Origin of the sequence: Burkholderia sp. WSM2232 (assembly GCF_000472545.1) — a bacterium.
GTDB lineage: Bacteria > Pseudomonadota > Gammaproteobacteria > Burkholderiales > Burkholderiaceae > Paraburkholderia.
Window position 1 is genome coordinate 213,564 of record NZ_AWZV01000011.1, and the last position, 20,186, is coordinate 233,749.

20 protein-coding genes are annotated in these 20,186 nt (G+C 63.9%); 8 read left to right on the forward strand and 12 right to left on the reverse strand.

Translation table 11 applies throughout. The features are described 5' to 3' along the window. Positions 1–62 precede the first annotated feature (62 nt). From F757_RS0112235 to F757_RS0112250, 4 genes are all read right to left on the reverse strand, one after another. Positions 63–413, reverse strand: a complete 351-nt coding sequence (locus F757_RS0112235; protein WP_027211642.1) for a c-type cytochrome — start codon at positions 411–413, stop codon at positions 63–65. Next, entirely contained in the window at positions 410–1,201 is a 792-nt protein-coding gene (locus tag F757_RS0112240; RefSeq protein WP_027211643.1) for a BON domain-containing protein, read from the reverse strand. Before F757_RS0112240 ends, F757_RS0112235 begins: the two co-directional genes overlap by 4 nt. A 25-nt stretch (positions 1,202–1,226) precedes the next feature. Next, entirely contained in the window at positions 1,227–1,814 is a 588-nt protein-coding gene (locus tag F757_RS0112245; protein WP_013337801.1) for a phosphoheptose isomerase, read from the reverse strand. Positions 1,815–2,073: 259 nt separating this feature from the next. Then, positions 2,074–2,556 carry a YraN family protein gene (locus F757_RS0112250; RefSeq protein ID WP_027211644.1) on the reverse strand — a complete coding sequence of 161 codons (483 nt, stop codon included), beginning with the start codon at positions 2,554–2,556 and terminating at the stop codon, positions 2,074–2,076. 37 nt (positions 2,557–2,593) lie between these two features. Between F757_RS0112250 and rsmI the strand changes: the two genes are divergently transcribed. Then, positions 2,594–3,472, forward strand: a complete 879-nt coding sequence (rsmI, locus tag F757_RS0112255; RefSeq protein WP_027211645.1) for a 16S rRNA (cytidine(1402)-2'-O)-methyltransferase — start codon at positions 2,594–2,596, stop codon at positions 3,470–3,472. A gap of 200 nt (positions 3,473–3,672) precedes the next feature. Here the strand turns inward: rsmI and F757_RS36830 are convergent, their stop codons facing one another. Further along, on the reverse strand, positions 3,673–4,275 hold the full coding sequence (locus tag F757_RS36830) for a septal ring lytic transglycosylase RlpA family protein (RefSeq protein WP_027211646.1): 603 nt from the start codon (positions 4,273–4,275) through the stop codon (positions 3,673–3,675). 639 nt (positions 4,276–4,914) lie between these two features. Between F757_RS36830 and F757_RS0112265 the strand changes: the two genes are divergently transcribed. The 3 genes from F757_RS0112265 (at position 4,915) to F757_RS0112275 (ending at position 6,734) form a co-directional block, all read left to right on the forward strand. Beyond that, positions 4,915–5,559 (forward strand): MBL fold metallo-hydrolase, encoded by a 645-nt coding sequence (locus tag F757_RS0112265; RefSeq protein ID WP_027211647.1) that lies wholly within the window; start codon positions 4,915–4,917, stop codon positions 5,557–5,559. Further along, positions 5,556–6,185 (forward strand): exonuclease, encoded by a 630-nt coding sequence (locus F757_RS0112270; RefSeq protein WP_027211648.1) that lies wholly within the window; start codon positions 5,556–5,558, stop codon positions 6,183–6,185. Before F757_RS0112265 ends, F757_RS0112270 begins: the two co-directional genes overlap by 4 nt. 90 nt (positions 6,186–6,275) lie before the next feature. Further along, a complete protein-coding gene (locus F757_RS0112275) occupies positions 6,276–6,734 on the forward strand; it encodes an Lrp/AsnC family transcriptional regulator (RefSeq protein WP_006050474.1) in 459 nt (152 codons plus the stop codon). Positions 6,735–7,044: 310 nt separating this feature from the next. Here F757_RS0112275 and F757_RS0112280 read toward each other — a convergent pair whose 3' ends face one another. From F757_RS0112280 to F757_RS0112290, 3 genes are all read right to left on the reverse strand, one after another. Then, a complete protein-coding gene (locus F757_RS0112280; protein WP_027211649.1) occupies positions 7,045–8,286 on the reverse strand; it encodes a cation diffusion facilitator family transporter in 1,242 nt (413 codons plus the stop codon). A gap of 319 nt (positions 8,287–8,605) precedes the next feature. Continuing rightward, entirely contained in the window at positions 8,606–8,908 is a 303-nt protein-coding gene (locus tag F757_RS0112285; RefSeq protein ID WP_027211650.1) for an H-NS histone family protein, read from the reverse strand. Positions 8,909–9,300: 392 nt separating this feature from the next. Further along, entirely contained in the window at positions 9,301–9,963 is a 663-nt protein-coding gene (locus tag F757_RS0112290) for a HugZ family pyridoxamine 5'-phosphate oxidase (protein ID WP_027211651.1), read from the reverse strand. 283 nt (positions 9,964–10,246) lie between these two features. On the opposite strand from F757_RS0112290, the gene F757_RS0112295 reads away from it, so the two are divergent. After that, positions 10,247–11,458: an MFS transporter gene (locus F757_RS0112295; protein WP_027211652.1), complete on the forward strand. Its 1,212-nt coding sequence runs from the start codon at positions 10,247–10,249 to the stop codon at positions 11,456–11,458. A gap of 352 nt (positions 11,459–11,810) precedes the next feature. On the opposite strand, the gene F757_RS0112300 is transcribed toward F757_RS0112295, so the two are convergent. Further along, positions 11,811–12,956: a branched-chain amino acid ABC transporter substrate-binding protein gene (locus tag F757_RS0112300; protein WP_025597995.1), complete on the reverse strand. Its 1,146-nt coding sequence runs from the start codon at positions 12,954–12,956 to the stop codon at positions 11,811–11,813. Positions 12,957–13,456: 500 nt separating this feature from the next. Beyond that, a complete protein-coding gene (locus tag F757_RS0112305; RefSeq protein WP_027211653.1) occupies positions 13,457–14,557 on the reverse strand; it encodes an NAD(P)H-dependent flavin oxidoreductase in 1,101 nt (366 codons plus the stop codon). Between the two features lie 303 nt (positions 14,558–14,860). On the opposite strand from F757_RS0112305, the gene F757_RS0112310 reads away from it, so the two are divergent. Then, a complete protein-coding gene (locus F757_RS0112310; protein ID WP_027211654.1) occupies positions 14,861–15,559 on the forward strand; it encodes a dienelactone hydrolase family protein in 699 nt (232 codons plus the stop codon). Between the two features lie 268 nt (positions 15,560–15,827). Continuing rightward, positions 15,828–17,375: an amidase gene (locus tag F757_RS0112315; protein ID WP_027211655.1), complete on the forward strand. Its 1,548-nt coding sequence runs from the start codon at positions 15,828–15,830 to the stop codon at positions 17,373–17,375. A 412-nt stretch (positions 17,376–17,787) separates the two neighbouring features. Here F757_RS0112315 and F757_RS0112320 read toward each other — a convergent pair whose 3' ends face one another. Beyond that, positions 17,788–19,080 (reverse strand): MFS transporter, encoded by a 1,293-nt coding sequence (locus F757_RS0112320; RefSeq protein WP_027211656.1) that lies wholly within the window; start codon positions 19,078–19,080, stop codon positions 17,788–17,790. 258 nt (positions 19,081–19,338) lie between these two features. Further along, on the reverse strand, positions 19,339–19,650 hold the full coding sequence (locus tag F757_RS0112325) for a high-potential iron-sulfur protein (protein ID WP_025598000.1): 312 nt from the start codon (positions 19,648–19,650) through the stop codon (positions 19,339–19,341). A 225-nt stretch (positions 19,651–19,875) separates the two neighbouring features. Here F757_RS0112325 and F757_RS36550 point away from each other — a divergent pair. After that, the coding region (locus tag F757_RS36550; protein WP_051376755.1) for a hypothetical protein at positions 19,876–20,186 on the forward strand (311 nt) is incomplete at its 3' end.

Consider the following 20,186-nt stretch of genomic DNA (forward strand, 5'->3'; position numbering starts at 1 on the left):
TCTAGCACAGCCATTTCCACTTTCGCCAAGCCAGAACCCGCGACAAATCCCCCCGCCCACCTTCACTTCGACGGGTCCCCCGCCAGCACCCAATCGACCACCGCGCGAACATCCGCATCGCTCATCGACTGATGCGCGGGCATGGGAATCATGCCCCACACGCCCGAACCGCCGTCCTTCACCTTGCGCGCCAGTTTGGCCGGCGCCGCCGCGTCGCCCTTATAGCGCGCAGCAATCTGCTGGAACGACGGACCAACCAGTTTGCGATCCACCGCATGACAGCCCATGCATGCATTGGCCGCAGCAATGCGCTGACCGCTCGGCGCATCGGCGGCAAACGCTGCAGGGCCGAACAGGCCCGCCGCCGCCCCCACCGTCAACCCCATGAGAACACCCGCCAACGCACGCTTCATTGCGCAGCCTTCGGATTGCCCGGATGCACCGCGTTCGAATTCGTGACCGGCGCCGGCGCCTGCTGTTCAAGCGGCCGCGCGCTCACCGACGAATCGGGAATCGTCCCCACCGTCGCGGCGCTCGCCTCGGGCTGCGATGCCGCCACCGGCGCCGTGGCCGCAGCGGCGGCGGCCGCCGCGGCTTCCTGCGGCTGGATGTACTGGAACACCTTCACGACCTGCGTGACGCCCGGCACGCGGCTCGCCACGTCCGCACCGCGGTTGCCTTCGTCCATTGTGACGAGGCCCATCAAGTACACCGAACCGCGCTCGGCGACCACCTTGAAGTCGTTCGCCGAAATGTCCTTCTCGGCGATCAGCGCGGTTTTCACGCGCGTCTCGAGATACGTGTCGTTCGTGCGCGACGAGAACGAGCTCGCCGGCATGATCGTCAGTTCGTTCACAATCGTGTTCACGTTGTTCAAGCCGCGCACAATGCTCTCGGCGCGCTGCTTGGAAGCGTCGCCGGCGACTTCGCCGGTCAGCAGCACGCGGCGATTGAACACCGTCACGTTCACGTGTGCGGAGTCGGGCAGGTTCTGGCTGATCTGCGAGAGCGCCTTCACTTGAATCTCGCGGTCTTCGGTCTGCGCGCCGAGTGTGCGCCGGTCGGTCGCCACCAGCGCGCTGCCGCCTGCCGCGCCCGCAACGGCGAGAAAGCAACCCTGCAACGTCGCGGACAATCCCGCCGCGAACCCAACCACCAGCACGGTTCTCACCAGTGTCTTCTTGACGCGGAATACGCTCATCAACTAGCTCTCCTTCGGATCAATCTCAGTCTTCGCCCAGCAACATGGCATCTATGCCGTCGCACAGACAATGGATGGTCAGCAAATGCACTTCCTGGATACGCGCGGTGCGATCGGACGGCACGCATATGTGAATGTCGGTGTCGCTCAACACTTCCTGCATGCGTCCGCCGCCCTTGCCGCTCAGCGCGACGACGATCATCTCGCGCTCGTGCGCGGCTTCTATTGCGGCAAGCACATTGGCCGAGTTGCCCGACGTGCTGATCGCGAGCAACACGTCGCCGGGCTGCCCGAGCGCCCACACTTGCTTCGAGAAAATCTGCTCGAACGAATAATCGTTGGCGATCGCGGTTAGCACGGACGTGTCGGTGCTGAGCGCGACGGCCGGCAAGCCCGGCCGCTCGCGTTCGAAGCGGCCGATCAGTTCGGCGGCGAAGTGTTGCGCGTCGGCCGCCGACCCGCCGTTGCCGCAAGCAAGAATGCGATTGCCGTTGGCAAGCGCAGCGAACATCGTGTCGATCGCTGCGGCGATCGGCATCGACAAGGCTTCCAGGGCTTCGAGTTTGACTGCCGCGCTGTCGCGGAAGTGTTGTTGAATGCGTTCGACTGACATCGAGTCTCTATCTTCTACCGCGAGAGGGCCGCACTGCGCGGCCGTGTTGTGAAGTCGTGTTAATGACGTTGTGCGGCCCGCCTTGCTGCGCGCGGCGAACGTTGCATGCAACGCGTTACGTGAAGCCGGACACAAACACCTCGCGACATACGCTGCCGTATAGTGCCGCCGCACTCTCGCGCCGACTGTTGTCCGCCGCCCCGTAGCTCGCACGCGAGCGCAAGTTTATCGCACTAACACGCGTTCTCCGCGCATTGCATCAGACTTCGTCGGCACGGAAAGCGTCGCGCAACCACACGAGCCGCCCCGCTTCGAAGGCAATCACGTCGAAGCGGCAAGCGGGCTGCGGCCCTGCGCGCGAAATCTGCGTAGCAAGGTAATGCTGCGCGGCGCGCACGATCCGCTGCCGCTTCTGCCACCCGATGCTGGCCGCCGCGCCGCCATACTTGCGCTGCGCGCGCGCACGCACTTCGACGAAAACCAATGCACCGTCGCGCTCGCGCATGATCAGATCGATCTCACCGCCGCGGCACGACACGTTACGTGCAACCAGACGCAAGCGCTGGCGCTGCAAAAATTCCTGCGCGCGTAGCTCGAAAGCCGCGCCGACGTGTTTGGACTCCGCTTGCCCTGAAAAGTTGTCGGGCAAAGAGGCACGCGGCCTGGGGCCCCGCGCAGGCTTCGCGGGAGCTGCGTTCTCAACTGGCACACCGCCCGGAGCGCCTCGCCCTGCGTGGCACAATGACGGCCTCGTTCCGTCCGTTTGCGTTTTCTGCCTCATGACTCCTCTCTTCGAACTCGCGCAAGGACAGCAGTACCCCGCCGCCGCGCTGTATGTGGTGGCCACGCCGATCGGCAATGTCGCAGACATCACGCTGCGTGCGCTGCATGTGCTGGGACTCGTGGATCGCATCGCCGCCGAGGACACCCGCAACACCGGTCAGTTGCTCGCGCGCTATGGCATTTCCAAGCCGCTGATCGCGGTCCATCAGCACAACGAGCGAGCCGCCGCGCAACGCATCGTCGAACATCTGCAGGCCGGCGAGCGCGTGGCCTATGTGTCGGACGCGGGCACGCCGGGCATTTCGGACCCGGGCGCAAAACTCGTCGATGCCGTGCGCGACGCAGGACTTGCCGTCATTCCGCTCCCAGGCGCGAGCGCGCTCGCAACCGCGCTGAGCGCAGCCGGCGATTGGGTCGCGACGTTCTCGTTTCTCGGCTTTCTTCCGCCCAAACCCAAGGCGCGTGCCGCCACGCTGCAAACGCTGGCTGGTCATCCGCACGCCATGGTGTTCTATGAGGCGCCGCACCGCATCGTAGAAACGGTGCAGGCGTTGGCCGATACATTGGGTGGCGAGCGCAGGCTGCTGATCGCGCGAGAACTGACGAAGTTACACGAAGCCTTGCATTGCGGCACCCTGGCCGAAGGGCCAACGTGGCTCGCCGCCGATTCCAACCGGCAACGCGGTGAGTTCGTGCTGGTGGTGGAAGGCGCGCAGCAGGAAGCGGCCGGCGAACACGATCACGACGCGTTGCTCACCATCCTGCTGGAAGAATTGACGGTGAGCAGCGCGGCAAAGGTCGCGGCCGCGATCACGGGCACGTCGCGTAACGCGCTGTACACGCGTGCGCTCGCACTCAAGAAGGACGAGGACTGAGGCTGAAAGCGGCAGCCCGGCAAGCGCAATTACGCAGCAGCACGGTCGCACCGCCGGGCAGCCGCACAGCCGCACAAAACAAGAAGGGCCGCTCAAACCCATGAGCGGCCCTTCTTTACTTCACAACAGGCGGTGGCGCAACTCGCGCGCGTGCCTTGTTGTCCCTGTCTCACGCGGCGGCGCTGCGAGCCCCGTCACACTTACTTCTGTGCGGTCGATCCGGAGGTGGACGCGAGCATTTCTTCACGCGCGGCGCGCGCTTCTTCCTGCGTCAGTCCTTCAATCTTCACGCGAGCGGTGCCTGCGTGACGCATCTCGAGCATGTTCGCCGCCGCCATCGACAGGTCGATCACGCGGCCGCGCGCATACGGGCCACGGTCGTTGATTCTTACGACCACCGAGCGCGACGTGGCCGGATTCGTCACACGCACGTAGGAGCCGAGCGGCAGCGTGCGGTGCGCCGCGGTCATCGCGTGCATGTCGTAACGTTCGCCATTCGCGGTGCGGCGGCCATGGAAACCCCGGCCGTACCAGGAAGCGCGGCCGGTCTGATGGAAGTCCGACACGTCGGAGCCGTCATCCGTGAGCGGCTTCGCGTCGGCCAGCGAAGGGCCCTTGACAGCGGCGTCGGAGGCCGGCGCGCTGCCGTAGGCTTGCGGTCCGAAGGAAGCGGCCTGGGCGTTGTTCGTGCGAAGCGGCACAGCGTTTGCGACGCTGTTGTCGGCGCCCGGGGGCGTCGCACAACCGGCCAGCACAAAAAAGGCAAAAAGAGTCCCCAGACCACGGGATAACCGAGTTTTCATAGACGTGCAATCACATTGTCGAGCCGCATCACGCGTTGTTGAGCGTGCTGCTACTCCGGCGGCAAGGGACGGCAACGCGCCGCGCAGACGAGCGCAGTACGTCAAAGCCCGGACGCAGCTCACTCAGCTGCTACCGCACGGTTAATTTTCACGTCTGGCGCAACCTGTCCCCGGCAGCCTGACCAGACCCCACATGCCGCCATCGAACGTGGCAAACACGTTCTTGCGCGCGAAACTCAGCGCGCAGGAACGGCGGCGTAGGCCCCACCCAGCGTCACGACGGTTAGCGTCGTAGCAGGCGCGCGGCGCCTGGCTGGGCAAGACGTGTGCATCGAATGCATCGATACCTGATGGCCGTCATACCGCGACAGCCCTTACTTGAGTGGCGATCCGCGCTCCCATTTTTGATGGGCACGCACCGCCTTGTGGCAGCACGATTCCTCGTGCATGGGGTCCATTATACCCAAAACAGAATTCTGTGTTGCTAAGGGACTGAAAACTTTGATGAATCTTCACCATTGCTGCAAAAATCGGCAGACAAATTCAGGTCGGCCCAACACGTGCTGGCCTGCGAGGAGCCCCGGCGCGCGCGCTTGAGACGCCGGTACAATCAACGTTTTCCTCGCGCCGCCCTCATCCATGAAAGTCACCTTGATTCCCGTTACGCCGTTCCAGCAGAACTGCTCGCTGCTCGTTTGCGAGTCGACCGGTCGCGCGGCCGTCGTCGATCCGGGCGGCGACCTGGAAGTGATCCAGGGCGAGATCGCACGCCAGAAAGTGAGCGTCGAAAAAGTGTTCCTGACGCACGGTCATATCGACCACTGCGCGGGCGCAAAGACGCTGGCTGTGCACTACGGCGTCCCTATCGAGGGTCCGCATGCAGACGAGCGCTTCTGGCTCGACAAGTTGCCGGATCAAAGCACGCGCTTCGGCTTTCCGGCAGCAGAGGCGTTCGAGCCCGACCGCTGGCTCGACACGGGCGACACGGTGCAGTTCGGCGAGGAAACGCTCGAGGTCTATCACTGCCCCGGCCACACGCCAGGCCATGTGGTGTTTTTCAGCCGCGCGCATCGGCTCGCGCTGGTCGGCGACGTGCTGTTCGCCGGCTCGATCGGCCGCACGGACTTTCCGCGCGGCAATCATGCGGACCTCATCCGGTCGATCCGCGAAAAGCTCTGGCCGCTCGGCGACGACGTTACGTTCGTGCCCGGCCACGGCCCCGCCTCCACGTTCGGCGCCGAGCGGCGCAGCAATCCCTACGTCGCCGATGGAGTGGTCGCATGAGCAGCGAAATCTACGTCAGTACCGACGTCGAAGCGGACGGGCCGATTCCCGGCCCGCATTCGATGCTGAGTTTCGCCTCCGCCGCCTACACGGAAGACAAGCAGTTGATCGGCACCTTCTCCGCCAACCTGGAACTGCTCGAGGGCGCCGCGCCGCACCCGGTGCAGGAAGCATGGTGGAAGACTCAGCCGGAGGCATGGGCGGCGTGCCGCACCGACTTGCAGCGTCCGGAGGCGGCGCTTGCGGCCTATGTCGACTGGGTCGAGGCGCTGCCGGGCAAGCCGGTGTTCGTGGCCATGCCGGCCGGCTTCGACTTCACTTATATGTTCTGGTACATGATGCGCTTTGTCGGACGTTGCCCGTTTTCGTGGTCTGCGCTCGACATCAAGACGCTCGCCTTCGCGATGACCGGCCTGCCGTATCGCAAGAACATCAAACCGCGCTTTCCGAAACACTGGTTCGACGAGCATCCGCACACCCACGTCGCGCTCGACGACGCCATCGAGCAAGGCGCGCTTTTTTGCAACATGCTGAAGGATCTGCGCGCGCTGCAGGCGGCCGGCGCTGCCGCCAGCCAAGAAGGGGACGCCTCAGGACAAAAACCCGCTGACGTCCGGGCAAATTAGGTAATCTCCCTCGTTGGAGGCGTTTTTCATTGCGTTTCGTTTTCGAGCCCTCTACCATGCGGTGATACGGCGACGCAAACGGAGGCGCAGTTGACACTCGATACGTTCTCTCAAAAAATCCTGCGCCTTCTGCAGCTGGATGCACGCCGTTCGGTGCAAGAAATATCCGATCAGGTCGGCCTGTCGAGTACGCCCTGCTGGCGGCGCATCAAGGACATGGAGCAATCGGGCGTGATTCAGCGCTACACCGCGCTGCTGGATCGCGAAAAGCTGGGGCTGCACGTTTGCGCGCTCGCGCATATTCACCTCACGCGCCATACGGAAGGTGGCGTCGAGCAGTTCGAGCGGGAGATCGCCACCTGCCCCGAAGTCACCGAGTGCTACAGCACGACCGGCGAGTCGGACTACATCCTCAAGATCGTTGCGCCGGACATCAAGGCGTATGACACGTTCTTGCATGAACGCATCTTCAAGATTCCGGCCGTCGCGCAGGTGCGCACGAGCGTTGTGCTGCGCGAAATCAAGTTCGATACGCAGTTGCCGCTTTGAGGCGGGAACGGGAGCGGGGAGTTAGCTGTGGTCGGCGGTCGGTTTGATCAGCGGCGTTTGGAAGAGCGGCGTGCTGCTGGCAGCAATCTTGAGTGCTCGCGCTGAGATCGCGCGGAGCTATCTATGTGCTTTTACCGCGACCTCACCGCGATCTCGCTGCAATCTCACCTCGACGTGGCTGCGATCTGGCGGCCATCTCCTTCTGACCCAGTCAGCATCCGCGCGTCGGCCGTCTGGCTCCGCGGGCATGTGCTCGCCATAAAGACGTAGGCGCGCCCAGCCCTATGCCGCCTTAGGCTCATGCAGCGCCTCAAGCAGCACTATGCGGCGTCGCGCGCTCATCGCGACGATCGCTTGCCGCACCGCCTTCCGTAGACGACCCGCTTTGCGTCGCAGGCGTGCTCACCTCGCGTAGCAGCTGCAGCCTGCGCGCGCCGATGCGCCGCTTGAGCGCGGCCAGATCGATGCGCTCCATCCCTTGCCCGTCACCGCTGCCCGGACCGCGCGAAGTCTGCGCCGGCAACACCACGTCGACATCGAGCCCGGTGCTCAGATAATGAATGTTCACTGCCGCAGCCTTCGCGCCGCCTGCCGCGAGCGCTGCATTCACGTCCGCGACGATCCGCTCGCGCGGCGGCAGGCCGACAGGCGGGTGTGCAACCGCATCGTTCTCGGGATCGACGTGGATCAGCGCGTCCAGCACGCGGCTGTCGTTCAGCACACGAAGCCGCGCCGTCTCGGCAATGTAGTGCCCTTCCGACACCGAAATCAGCGGATCGACCAGGATATGCGCATCGACCAGTGCGAAATCGCCCATTTTGCGTGTGCGCATTTCGTGGACGTCGCGCACGCCGGGGGTCGACAGGAGCAGCGCGCGCATGTCCGCGGTGGCGGCTTCGTCCAGCGCGCGGTCGGAAAGATCCTGCAGCGCGTCCCATCCGAACATCCAGCCCATGCGCGCCACCATGAAGCCGACGATTGCCGCCGCGATGGGATCGAGCAACCGCACGCCGGCCAGACTGCCGAGAATACCGAGCGCCACCACAAGCGACGACGCCGCGTCGGAACGCGCATGCCACGCATTGGCAATCAGCATGGCCGAACGCACGCGTTGCGCTTCGCGCAGCATGTAGCGAAACAGCCCCTCTTTCGAGACGAGCACCAGCACAGCGACGACGAGCGCGCTAAGGTGGACGGCGGGAATGTTGTCGAGATCGGCGAGGCGCGTGCCGGCACGCCACAACATGCCGAAGCCGACCGCGATCAGCAGCGCGCCGAGGAACAGCGACGCGACTGTTTCATAGCGGCTATGGCCGTAGTTGTGATCTGCGTCCGGCTTTGCGCCGCTATGCCGATTGGCAAACAGCACGACAAAATCGGAAATCAGGTCGGCGAGAGAATGGATACCGTCGGCGACCAATGCCTGAGAGTGCGCGAACACGCCGACGGCGATTTGCAACGCCATCAATACCGCATTCAGCACAATACTGACAAACGTGCTTTTGCGCGCGACGCGGTGTTTTTCAGCGGATTCGACGGCGGCGGAAGGCATTGGAGCAGGAAGTAGGCGATGAATTCCTACATTCTACCCGCCCGGCCCTTGGAACGAGCGCGCAATGCCAAAAACAGCGTTTGAAATCAATCGCTTATGAAAACGAAAAGCATTCGCATTCGAACGGTGCGCAGCCGCGACACGCCGCGGATATAACGCGTCGAAAGGCGCAACGAAAAAGCCGCGTCGGGAACAACACGCGGCCTTAGCGGGAGGGCCCGGCGCGTACAGCCATGGCCCCTATTCGCATTACGTTTAGTGCCACACGCATTACCAACGATTAATCTCGCGCAAGTGCGCGAGTAAGCCTCTGTTCTGCTTACTTCTGAATCAGAAACTTATCGCGGTCCATACCGGCAATCCACCGCGGCGGTTTGCCGCGGCCCGACCATGTGCTGCCGCTTTCCGGGTCGCGATATTTAGGCGCGACGCCGGCACGCGGCCGGGCAGCCTTGGAGCCCTTGGGCGCACGACCGCCGCCGAGTTCGCTCAGCGAAATGCCGTAGTCGGCCATTTTCTGTTTGATTTCGTTCAGCACTTCCGCATATTCACGCGACTTCGCCTCTTCGATCTGCTTTTCCAGCTTCTCTCGCTGCGCGAGTAGTTCCTTGTAGGAAGACATAGGTTCCCTTGTGGTTTGGATTAACGACTGCCAGTCTGGAGCCGGCTTGCCCTTTGAAGGTGCTCATGCCTCGGAATTGAACGGGAGATTAACACAAAATAGAAAGACCACAAACGCGCCGACAGAAACTAATACGTATTCATTTCAAAAACTTTCGGTGCGCGGCACTGTCGCGCGCCCGGCTTTCATTTAGCTGGCTCCGCATTTTGCAAGGAAAACGCGCACGAGCCGGTAAATATGGGTGATTAATTATCAGCGCATGAAAATTAAGACAGATCGCGCAAGAAAACATTTCATTTCATGAAAGCTTCAACAGGAAACGTCGTAACATATTGTGTCACGACCCCGCGCCGTTTTCGGCGATAAGGTTTTCCCGAATAGGTCGTAAATAGCTACCCGCCTTGCCGTCGAATGCAATCTTCTAGCGCCACATGCAAGGTTTCTATATCGGGCTTCCCGCTTTCAAATGCGAAACGTTTGCGCAGACCGCTTTGCCGCAAATCCAGCCCATACCGGTCGACGCCAATCAGTTGGTAGCCGGTGGCACTCAGCAGCGCGTCTGCAAATTCGCCGATGAGCGCGTCTTCGTCATGCTGCTCGAGTGGCGCAAGCGCGTCCAGCTCGTCGCCGCCCAGCCATCCCATTGCCCCGAAGCCGCCGATATAACGCAGGCGGTCGAGCTTCATCGCCCAGAACGTGAAGTCGCCGAGCACGAGATAGCGTTCCGCGTCCGGGTGATAGCGCAGATACCGCGCGATAAGCCCGGGCGCCGGATCGACAGGTTCGAAACGGCCCAGCAGTGTGGCGCGCTGACCGTTGAGCACATCGCCGTCGGGCGCGTCGACGACCAGGAAGCCGGCCCGCGGGTCCGCATGCAGATTATGCGTATGCTCGGCGAGCCGGCTCACGAGGATGGTCGGCCGGTGTGCGTGGTCAGGCGCGAACGGCAGCACGGACGGATAAGGAAAGCCCTCCGGCTGGCGCGCATGCGTCGCGAGCGTGCCGACCGCGGCGGTATGCAACAGATTCAAGGGTGCTTGCGCAGGAATGTTCAAGTGCCGTCCTCGATGAATAAACGCTTTGAATAACCGCTTGAGCGAACGCTTGCCGACGCCGGTGGCCGATACGACCGCTACGGCGACCGGGGTGACGTCAGGCATGCGGCGTGCGTCCCGCCCGGATTCGCGGGCCGACGCGCCGAAGGGCGCGCAAACCGCGCCCGGCGCGCGCGAAACTCGCGATTCCGTGGCTTCAAGCATAAGACACCGTGCTTCGTTAGAATCGGAAATTCGCTTTCAGTGCGCTTTCTTTCGCATCCATCCCCTTCACGAGACTTCCGTGTCCGATCGCTCCACCGATTTCACCACCATTCCCGCCGCCCACCGGAACCTGTCCGACACCGCGCGTCAACGAGCGCGCATTGCGACGATGGCGCTGTTCTTCATTGCCGGCATGGTGTACGGGTCGTGGGGCGTGCACGTGCCTACGGTGCGTGACCGCTTCCACCTCAGCCCCGCCATGCTGTCGCTTGCGCTTCTTGCGGTCGCCGGTGGTTCGATTGGCGCGATGGCGGCCAATGCGTCCTGGATTGCGCGCGTCGGCACGCGGCGCGCCTGTCTCACCGGCGGCCTCGTGATGGCGCTCTGTGTCGCGCTGATCCTCGTGGTGCCTTTCTACTGGCTGCTCCTGATCGTGCTGGCCATGTTTGGCGCGGGCATGGCCACGCTCGACGTCGCGATGAACGCCGAAGCGAGCGCCGTCGAAAAGGCGCTGCGCAAACCGATCATGTCGTCGTTGCATGGCATGTTTAGCGTAGGTGGGATGGTGGGCGCCGCGGTCGGCGGCGCGTTGCTCGCGCATGGCATGGCGCCGGCCGTGCATCTGGCGTTGGCGTCGGCCGTCAGTGCACTCGTGCTGATCGCGGCCTGCCCGTCGGTGCTGCCGCATGTGCCGCACGACGAACATCCGGACTTGGCTACGCCGCGCACGAGCCGTTGGCGTTCCCCTGCGCTGTGGGCGCTCGGCACCGTGGCGCTCGTCGCGCTGATCGCGGAAGGCGCCATGTACGACTGGGCGACTGTCTATATGCGCGACGTCGTCCTTGCCACACCGGCGTCAGCGAGCGCCGCCTATGCCGCATTCTCGGGCGGCATGGCCGTCGCGCGCTTTGCCGGCGACGCGGTGCGCGCCCGCTTCGGCGCTCCGCAACTGGTGATGGGAAGCGCGACGCTTGCCCTTGTCGGGATGATCGGCGCGCTGTTGCTGCCAACGCCGGTCGCGGCGCTGATCGGCTTCACGCTGATGGGCCTCGGCCTTGCCAACATGATGCCGGTGCTGTTCGCCGCTGCCGCCAGCGTGAAGGGAGTCCACGCGGCCGAAGGGCTCGCACACGTCGCGGGGCTTGCGTACTTCGGGCTGCTGTTCGGGCCGGTGGTGATCGGCGCAGTCGCGCAGGTGACCAATCTGTCGATTGGGCTGTCCGTGGTCGCGGTGTGCTGCGCAGTGATCGCGATCGTCGGTCCGAAGGTGCTGCAACGCCTGAAGATCTAGCGACCTCCCTCGCGCCGCCACGCAGCAGAAATTCCAGACGCGACGCATGCAGTCCACTCGAAAGCGGGCGAACCGTGAACGCCGCGAACGTATTCCATGCGCCCGCAATTCAGTCGCAATCAAAGAACCGCAAACGATTGCGCGTCACAACGCCCAGACCGTCACAACGCTCTGACCGTCACAACAGCCGCAACCGGTACGGCCAACGCACCGCCAACGCACGCTGAGCGCACGGCTCACGCACGCCCAACCCAATAGCATCCGCCAAAGAAAAAAGGCACGCGACCCAAGGTCTGCGTGCCTTCCAATCATGCCGCCACGGACAGCGCAACGCTGCCCGCGCACATGCGTATTACATCTTCACCACGTCGAGCAGCGTCTTCTTGCCCGACTTGTAGTTGTACAGCGAGATCACGCCGTGCTTCAGATCGCCCTTCGAGTCGAAGCTCGTCTGGCCGATCACACCCTTGTAGTCGGTGTTCGGCATGGCTGCGAGGATCTTCGCCGGATCGGTGGAGCCAGCGCGCTTCATTGCGTCGACGATGATGTACACCGCGTCATACGTGAACGGAGCGTAGATCTGGATCGGCTGGCCGAAACGCTTCTGGTACTTCGCCTGGAACGCCGAGCCGCCTTCCATCTTTTCGAGCGCCATGCCGGCTTCCGAGCAGACGATGTTGTCGGTTGCGTCGCCAGCCAGGTCGGACAGCTTGTCGGTACACACACCGTCGCCTGCCAGCACCTTGGCGCGCAGGCCGAGCTGCTTGGCTTGCTTCGCGAACGGGCCGCCGGTAGCGTCCATGCCGCCGTACATGATCGCGTCCGGGTTTTCGCCCTTGATCTTGGTCAGAATCGCGCGGAAGTCGACAGCCTTGTCGTTCGTCGCGTCATGCGACATCACGTTCAGACCCAGCGACTTCGCCGTCTTTTCGAACTCGTTCGCGAGACCCTGGCCATAAGCGGTGGAGTCGTCGACGATCGCGACGCTCTTCACTTTCAGACCCTTGGCTGCGTAGTTAGCCAGTGCCGGACCTTGCTGCGCATCGGTTGCAACGACGCGGTACGTCGTCTTGAAACCTTGCTGCGTGTAGGCCGGGTTGGTTGCCGACGGCGAGATCTGCACGATGCCCGCATCGCTATAGATCTTCGAAGCCGGGATCGAGGTGCCCGAGTTCAGGTGGCCGACCACTGCGACGACCTTGTCGTCGACCAGCTTCTGTGCGACCTGCGTTGCAGTACGCGGGTCGGCTGCGTCGTCCTGTGCGTCGAGTTGCAGCGTGACCTTCTGGCCGCCGATCGTCAGGCCCTTCGCGTTGATTTCTTCAACGGCGAGGCGCGCGCCGTTTTCGTTGTCTTTCCCCAGGTGAGCGATACCGCCAGTCAGCGGTGCAACGTGACCGATCTTGACGACCGTGTCCGCTGCGGCCGTTGTTGCCAACGTTGCGAACAGCATCGCCGCAGCGCTGATCGGCAACAGCTTTTGAATCTTGATGTTCATGTAAGTCTCCAGTTTCGGTCCCAAAAACAACGTAATCGCCCTGTGCCCCCGCTTCCCCAACACGTGTCGCTCAGTCCCGTGGACGACCACGCCGGTTGCATCGTTCATGCACTTGGCAGCACGTTTGCCGGACTGTTTGTGACAGGCGGCAAACCGTACTTGCGCGCAAGTGTAGGCCATCAAATTAATTTGTGGGACTTTTTTGAGGAAGTGGGATCAACACTAATAGCGTTTATCCAGCGGGGCCCGGTTCGGGCCTGGCGCGCGGCCTGCAAAGCACCGGCCCATGCGGGTTTGCGCTATGTGGGTTATGCGCGGGCATAACCACTAAAGCTTTTGGCGAACCCACCGTTAACGGTTTGAATGAGGATTTGGATGACGCTTCGAATGCGGTTTCGAATAACGTTTCGCGCAGGGCGGCAATCGTCTCGTGCAGCCTGAATTTCGTTAAAACGACGCGCGCCGCAAGCGGGGCCGGCGCGCGCCTGACTCGTTGCCGCTCAGGGTTTGAAGGCGGCGATGCGCGCGCTTGCCGCGCGCCACTCCTCTTCGAGCTGCGCCATCAATTCGGCCGCGCCGAAATCCTCGCGGCGCGCACGACCGAGCGGCGCGCCCTGTCCCGACCACAGCGACAGATAGTCGCCGTTCTGCGCGCGGCCGGCGGTCTGCCGCAACTCCTGCGTCAAGGCGTTTTGCACGGGATACGGCGCGATCTTCTGCGGTGCTTCGCTCAGACGCTGCATCAACGGATTGCGTATGCCTCGGGCATGGCGGCCTGTGATCGCGCGCGTGACCGAAGTGGAGGTGTCCGATATGGAGCGCAGCCGCTCTTTCCATGCCTGCGGTATCGCGCTTTCGCGCGACGTGAGAAACGCCGTGCCCATCGCGGCGGCTTGCGCGCCGAGTGCGAGCGCGGCGACGATACCGCGTCCGTCCATGATGCCGCCCGCGGCGAGCACCGGGAGCCCCGTTGCGTCGACGAGTTGCGGCACGAGCGCCATCGTACCCACCAGCGCGTCTTCGAACGACCCGAGGAAAGTGCCGCGATGCGCGCCCGCCTCCGAGCCTTGTGCGGCGATCGCATCAGCGCCCGCGTCGCGCCACGCGACGCCTTCGGCGACATGCGTCGCCGTGCCGATTACGTATTGACCGTTCGCATGCAGCCGTGCGACGTCCTCGCGCGACAGTAGCCCGAAGGTGAAGCTCACTACCGGCACGCGCGTTTCGATCAGCGCCTGCAGTTGCGCGCGGAAGTCCGGCGCATAGCGTTCCAGCGGCCGGCCCGGCGGCAAACCGAGGTCGGCGCGCACCGGATCGATCGCTTCGAGCGCGCGGCGCACGGTGGTGTCGTCGGGCGCCGCGGGTTCCAATACGAACAGATTGACGCCGAAGGGACGATCGGTCAGCGCGCGAATCGCCGCGACGTCGCTCGCAATTTTCTCCGGCGAGAGCGCCGCGCCCGCCAACGTGCCGAGTCCGCCGCTATTGGACACGGCGGCAACCAGTTCGGGCGTCGTGGCGCCCGCCATCGGCGCCTGCACGACCGGTACCCGCAGCGCAAAACGCTCGGCAAACGGCGTCACAAACTTGCCTTCAGTCATGATGGATTCTCCTTCGCGCAATCCGCTCGCCATACCGGCGAACACTACGTTGGACTCTACCGACCCGACGCGCAACGGAAAAATGAATTATCGAGAACGTTTCGATCCCCCGACGAGATTGCCCGGGCGCGCCGCACCGCCCCTCGCTTGCAATCCGCCGCCACCGCTTTGGGCGCCCTGCCTGCACCAGCAATCTTTTGGTGGCAAACTGACCGCCCGCTTCAGGCATTCGAGCCTCTGGCATTCACTTTGACCCGATTCGCAGACCGGATTCGCCGGTCGCGCGCGACTATGGAGAACACCATGAGCATCACTTCACGATGGATCGACATTCCTGCCGGCAACGACACCTTCGGCGGATATCTGGCCGTGCCCAAGGGCGGCAAGGGGCCCGCCGTCATCATCATTCAGGAAATTTTCGGCGTGAACAGCCATATCCGCTCGGTCGCGGATCAATATGCGCAGGACGGCTACGTGGCACTCGCACCGGACGTGTTCTGGCGCGTGCAGCCGCGCGTCGAGCTGACGTATGAAGGCGCCGACCGCGCGAAGGGCGTCGAACTGATGCAGAAGCTCGACGCGAACCAGGCCGCGGAGGACATCGGCGCGGCTGCCGCCGCGTTGCGCGCCATGCCCGAAGTCACGGGCAAGCTTGCTGCAATCGGCTTCTGCTATGGCGGATTGCTTGCGTACCTGAGCGCGGCGCGCGGCAGCGTCGATGCTGCAGTCGCCTACTACGGCGGCGGCATCCAGAACCGGCTCGACGAAGCCGCCAAGGTCAAGGTGCCGATGCAGTTCCATTACGGCGAACTGGACACGCACATTCCGCTGTCGGCTGTCGGCCAGATTCAGGAACGCTTCGCCGGCCGCACCGATACCGAGTTCCACATTTATCCGAACGCCGATCACGGCTTCAACTGTTCGGACCGCGCGTCGTACAACCAACGCGCCGCCGCGCTCGCGCATGGCCGCACGCTGACGTTCCTCGGCGAACGGCTCTAAACCGTGCGTTGGGCGCAGCTCGTCGCTGCCGCGCCCAGTTCAGGTACGCTGTGCAATACGGCGCGTCGCTGGCGCGCCGTATTGTTTTGTGCGCGCAACGCACGCGGTTCGATAATCGCGCGGCAGTTGTGCCGGCGTGATGAGCGCGCCCTATCGTTTTATGCGCGCGACGCACGCGGGTCGATAATCGCGCCGCGGCTATCCCGTCGACCCGCCGTTCGCGTGTGTCGACAACCCGAATTCAATATCCGACAGCGAGGCTCCTTTCGTGCTCTCAGACTATCTCGCCTACGACGCCTTCGCCCTTGCCGAACTCGTGCGAACTCGCGAAGTCAGCGCGCGCGAGTTGCTCGACACGGCAATCTCGCGCGCGGAGGCGGTCAATCCCGCGATCAACGCGATCGTGCTGAAGGACTATGACGCGGCCCGCGAACGCGCGTCGCGTTTCGACGCGAACATGGCGAACGGCGTGAACGCCGCGCATGGCGCGCATGGCCAGGATGCCGGTGGCATGGAAACGGCGCAGACGGCGCTTGCCGGCGTGCCCTACCTGATAAAGGATCTCGGCGCAGCGGTCGCCGGTCTGCGCATGACAATGGGCAGCCGTCACTACCGTCACTTCATTCCCGCCGACGACGCGCCGGTCGTCGCGCTGGCCAAAGCGGCGGGGCTGAACATCTTCGGCAAGACGAGCACCTCGGAGCTCGGCCAGATGCCTTATACGGAGCCCGAACTATTTGGCGCGTGCCGCAATCCGTGGAACCTCGACCATACGCCGGGCGGCTCCAGCGGCGGCGCGGCGGCGGCGGTCGCTGCCGGCATCGTGCCCCTTGCGCATGCATCGGACGGCGGCGGCTCGATCCGCATTCCCGCATCGTGCTGCGGCCTCTTCGGGCTCAAGCCGTCGCGCGGGCGCGTGCCGCGCATGCCTGCCGCGGTCGTGGCCGGAGAGCTCGGCGTCGATCACGCCGTGTCGCGCAGCGTGCGCGACAGCGCGTTGCTGCTGGACCTGCTGGCAGGCAACGCGGACCGTCCGCTCGGCGCGCCCGGGACGTTTCTCGCCGCAAGCAGGGAGCCGTGCAAACCGCTCAGCATTGCCTACGTCACCGAGCCGATGCTCGCCGCGTCGCTTTCCGCCGACGCGCGCGCCGCACTCGAAGACGCCGCGCAACTCGCCCGCTCGCTTGGCCACAATATCGAGCCGATTTCGCTCGGCATCGATTTCGCGTCGGTCAGGCATGCGTTTCTCACGCTGTGGTCCGTCACCGCGGAAGACCTCGTGCTGAACGCCGAGCGCATTACCGGGCGCAAGCCGCTGCGCGACGAGTTCGAAATTTCGACATGGGCGATGGCGCACGTCGGCCGCAAGCTCGGCGAGCGAGGCTTGCCCGCTGCGCTCGAAGAACAGCGCCGCATCACCGCGCGTCTGACCGACCTGTTGAGCCGCTACGACGTGATTCTGTGCGCGACGCTCGCCGGCGCGCCCATCAAGATCGGCGAGATGCAGCCAACGCCCGCCGAGCGGATGCAGATGCGCGCGGTCAGCGCAATGCCGCTCGAACCGCTGCTCAAAAAGCTGCTCGCCGAGGCGGCGGACAAGGCCTTCTCGTGGGCAGGTTGCACGGAGCTGTTCAATCTGAGTGGCCAGCCGGCGATGTCGGTGCCGCTCTACTGGAATGCGCGCGGACTTCCCGTCGGCGTGCAGTTCGCCGCGCGCGAAGGCGGCGAAGCGACACTGCTGCGCCTCGCCGCGCAACTCGAAGCGGCGCGGCCGTGGTTCGACAGGCGGCCGCCGCTGATCAACGCGCGCAGCTAGGGGGCGGGGAAAAGTGCCGAGTGGGGAGGCGCCTGGGGGGCATGCGTTGCGGCGGCGTGAGGCGCGAGGCGTGGGGCCCATTGCCCGTTGCCTATTGCCCGTTGCGTATTGCGTATTGCGTATTGCGTATTGCGTATTGCCTATTGCCCATTGCATTGCCGCGGGCCCAGTGCATTTCGTTGCCCCAGCCAAAGTGCATTGCGTCGTGAAGACGCGGCGTGCATTCCTTCGGAAACGCGCAGCTAACACTTCGCGTGACTGAGGCGCGGCGTGCATCTGCGTTGTGACCGAAGGCGCCCGTAGCTCTGCGTTGCCCAAGCACGGCGCGCATTGCATTGCGGGTCACAAAGGCCAGCCACAAAGGCGAGCTACGATTGCCAGCGCGTGCTTGCGAGCCAGGATTGTGAGCCGCTCAAGCCGGCTTGCGCCGCGCATCCAGATCCACATGACGCTGGCCGGGCATGCACGCCACCGCCGCGATCGACGCAGCCAGTCCCGCCATTACGTAATAAGTGGGGGCGAGTGGCGAACCAGTGACCTCGGTGAGCCACGTGACGACGAAAGGTCCGAAGCCGCCGAACATCATCACCGCAAGGTTGTAGGCCAGCGACAGACCCGTTGAGCGCACATGCGCCGGGAACAGCTCGGCGATCATCGCGCCGAACGGTCCGTAATAGCCGGACAACGTAATGGAAAGAAGCGCCTGCACGGCAACCAGCTTGGATACGCTGGGCGCCGCCGCGAGCCATGCGCACAGCGGGTAGATGATCGCGAGCGTGAGCACCAGCGACCACAGCGAAAGCCACTTTCGCCCTATCCTGTCCGACCACGCGCCCGTCAACGGCGAGAGCACCATCAGCAGCAGGTTGCCTGCGATCACCGCGTAGAACGACTGCGCGTAGGGCAGCTTCAGTTGCGTGACCGCGAACGTCGGCAGATAGCTGATCAGCACATAGAGCGTCACCGTGAGCGCGATGACGCAGCCAAGCCCGCACAGCACGTCGCGACTGTGGCCGCTGAAGAGCTCGCGCAAGGTTGCGCGCCGCGCCGTTTTCTGCGCGAGGAGAAACACTTCGGAGTCCGCCAGATGCCGGCGAATGTAGACGCCGAGCGGCCCGATCAGCAGACCGATAACGAACGGCACGCGCCAGCCCCACGACTTCAGCGCTTCCGGACTCAAGCCATGTGTGATCCCCGCGCCCACCAGCGAACCGAACAGCAACGCGGCCGACTGGCTCGCCATCTGCCAGCTGCCGTAGAAGCCGCGCCTCGAGAATGGCGCCGCTTCGATCAGCAGCGCCGTTGAACTGCCGAACTCGCCGCCGGCGGAGAAACCTTGCAGCAGGCGGCCGAGTACGATCATCAACGGCGCGCCAATGCCGATTGCCGAATACGGCGGCGCAATGGCGAGCAGCAGAATGCCGAGCGTCATCAGCGCGATGACGACGACGAGCGCGGCCTTGCGTCCAGCGCGATCCGCATAAAGTCCAAGGACGATGCCGCCCACCGGCCGCATCACGAAAGCGACGCCGAAACTCGCCGTGGCGAGCAGCAAAGAGGTGTGGTCACTGCCGGCGGGAAAGAACAGTTGCGCGATGACCACCGTCAGCAAGCCGAACACGGTTAAGTCATACCACTCGAGCGCGTTGCCAATGACCGCCGCCACGACGGCGCGGGTGTTGAGGCTTCTCGACGCTGGCGACATGCGAATCTCGAGCCTCCGGAAAGTGTCTTGTGACGGTTCCTGCCGGTGCCGTGACGAACTCGCCAGAACTAACGCGAGCCGCGGCAAATCGCCTTGGAGTGTAAAGAGCACGCCGGCCGTTTTCAAGCCGCAAACCGTGCGAAAGAAGGCGCGCGCCGCGCGCATCGGCACGCGCCTCCACCTCTGCTGCTGACATGTGCGCTGCGATGTTGCAGCGCACTTCACTCAAGACCCAAATGCGGCGCGATGAATGTGCGCTCAGGCCTTCTTGTTATATGCGCTGCACCAACCCTTCGCGGCCACCTGCTTGCCGGCGAACATCGGGCACGGCGCGTATGGATCGCTCGCCTTGCCCTGATAGAAGCTGCAGTTGCCGCAGTCCTGGCCCGGCGCGTACTTCGCGAACTTCGCCTTGTCTACCTTGCTGGCGTCTTCCTTGTACCCGAGCGCCTGCGCGGTCGGATCGCTTTCGGCGACCTTCGGCGCTTCGGCGAACGCCTGACGGGAAAGCGCGAGCGACGACGCAACGCCGATACTGGAAATCAAAAACGTACGACGGGATGCTTTCATGGGGACTCACTCCATTTATATTGAACTGATCGCCGTTCTGATGACAGCGGTCCCCAAGCATAGCAACGAAGCCGTCGCCAGTGACGGGTCAAATGATAGAGATAAGCGAATTGCTACGGCTTCGTTCGTGCTGGGGGGCGTTCGGGCCGTTCGTGGCGGTCGCTGCATTCCCACAGTCGTCGCGTTCACCACGTTCACCACGTTCGCTGGGTTCGCCACATCGCCGTGTTCGCCGTGTTCGCCGTGTTCGCCGTGTTCGCCGTGTTCGCCGTGTTCGCCGTGTTCGCCGTGTTCGCCGTGTTCGCCGTGTTCGCCGTGTGCGCCGTGTGCGCCGTGTGCGCCGCGTTCGCTACGTTTGCCACGTTTGCCACGTTTGCCACTTTTGCTACGTTCGCTGCGTTCGCCGCGTTTGCTACGTTCGCTACGTTCGCTACGTTCGCCGCGTTCGCTGCTTTGCCGACCTCCCGCCGCCTGACATTCAACGACGCACCGCTCACGCGCGTCCGCTCAATTCGCAGACCCTCTGCGCGATTGCG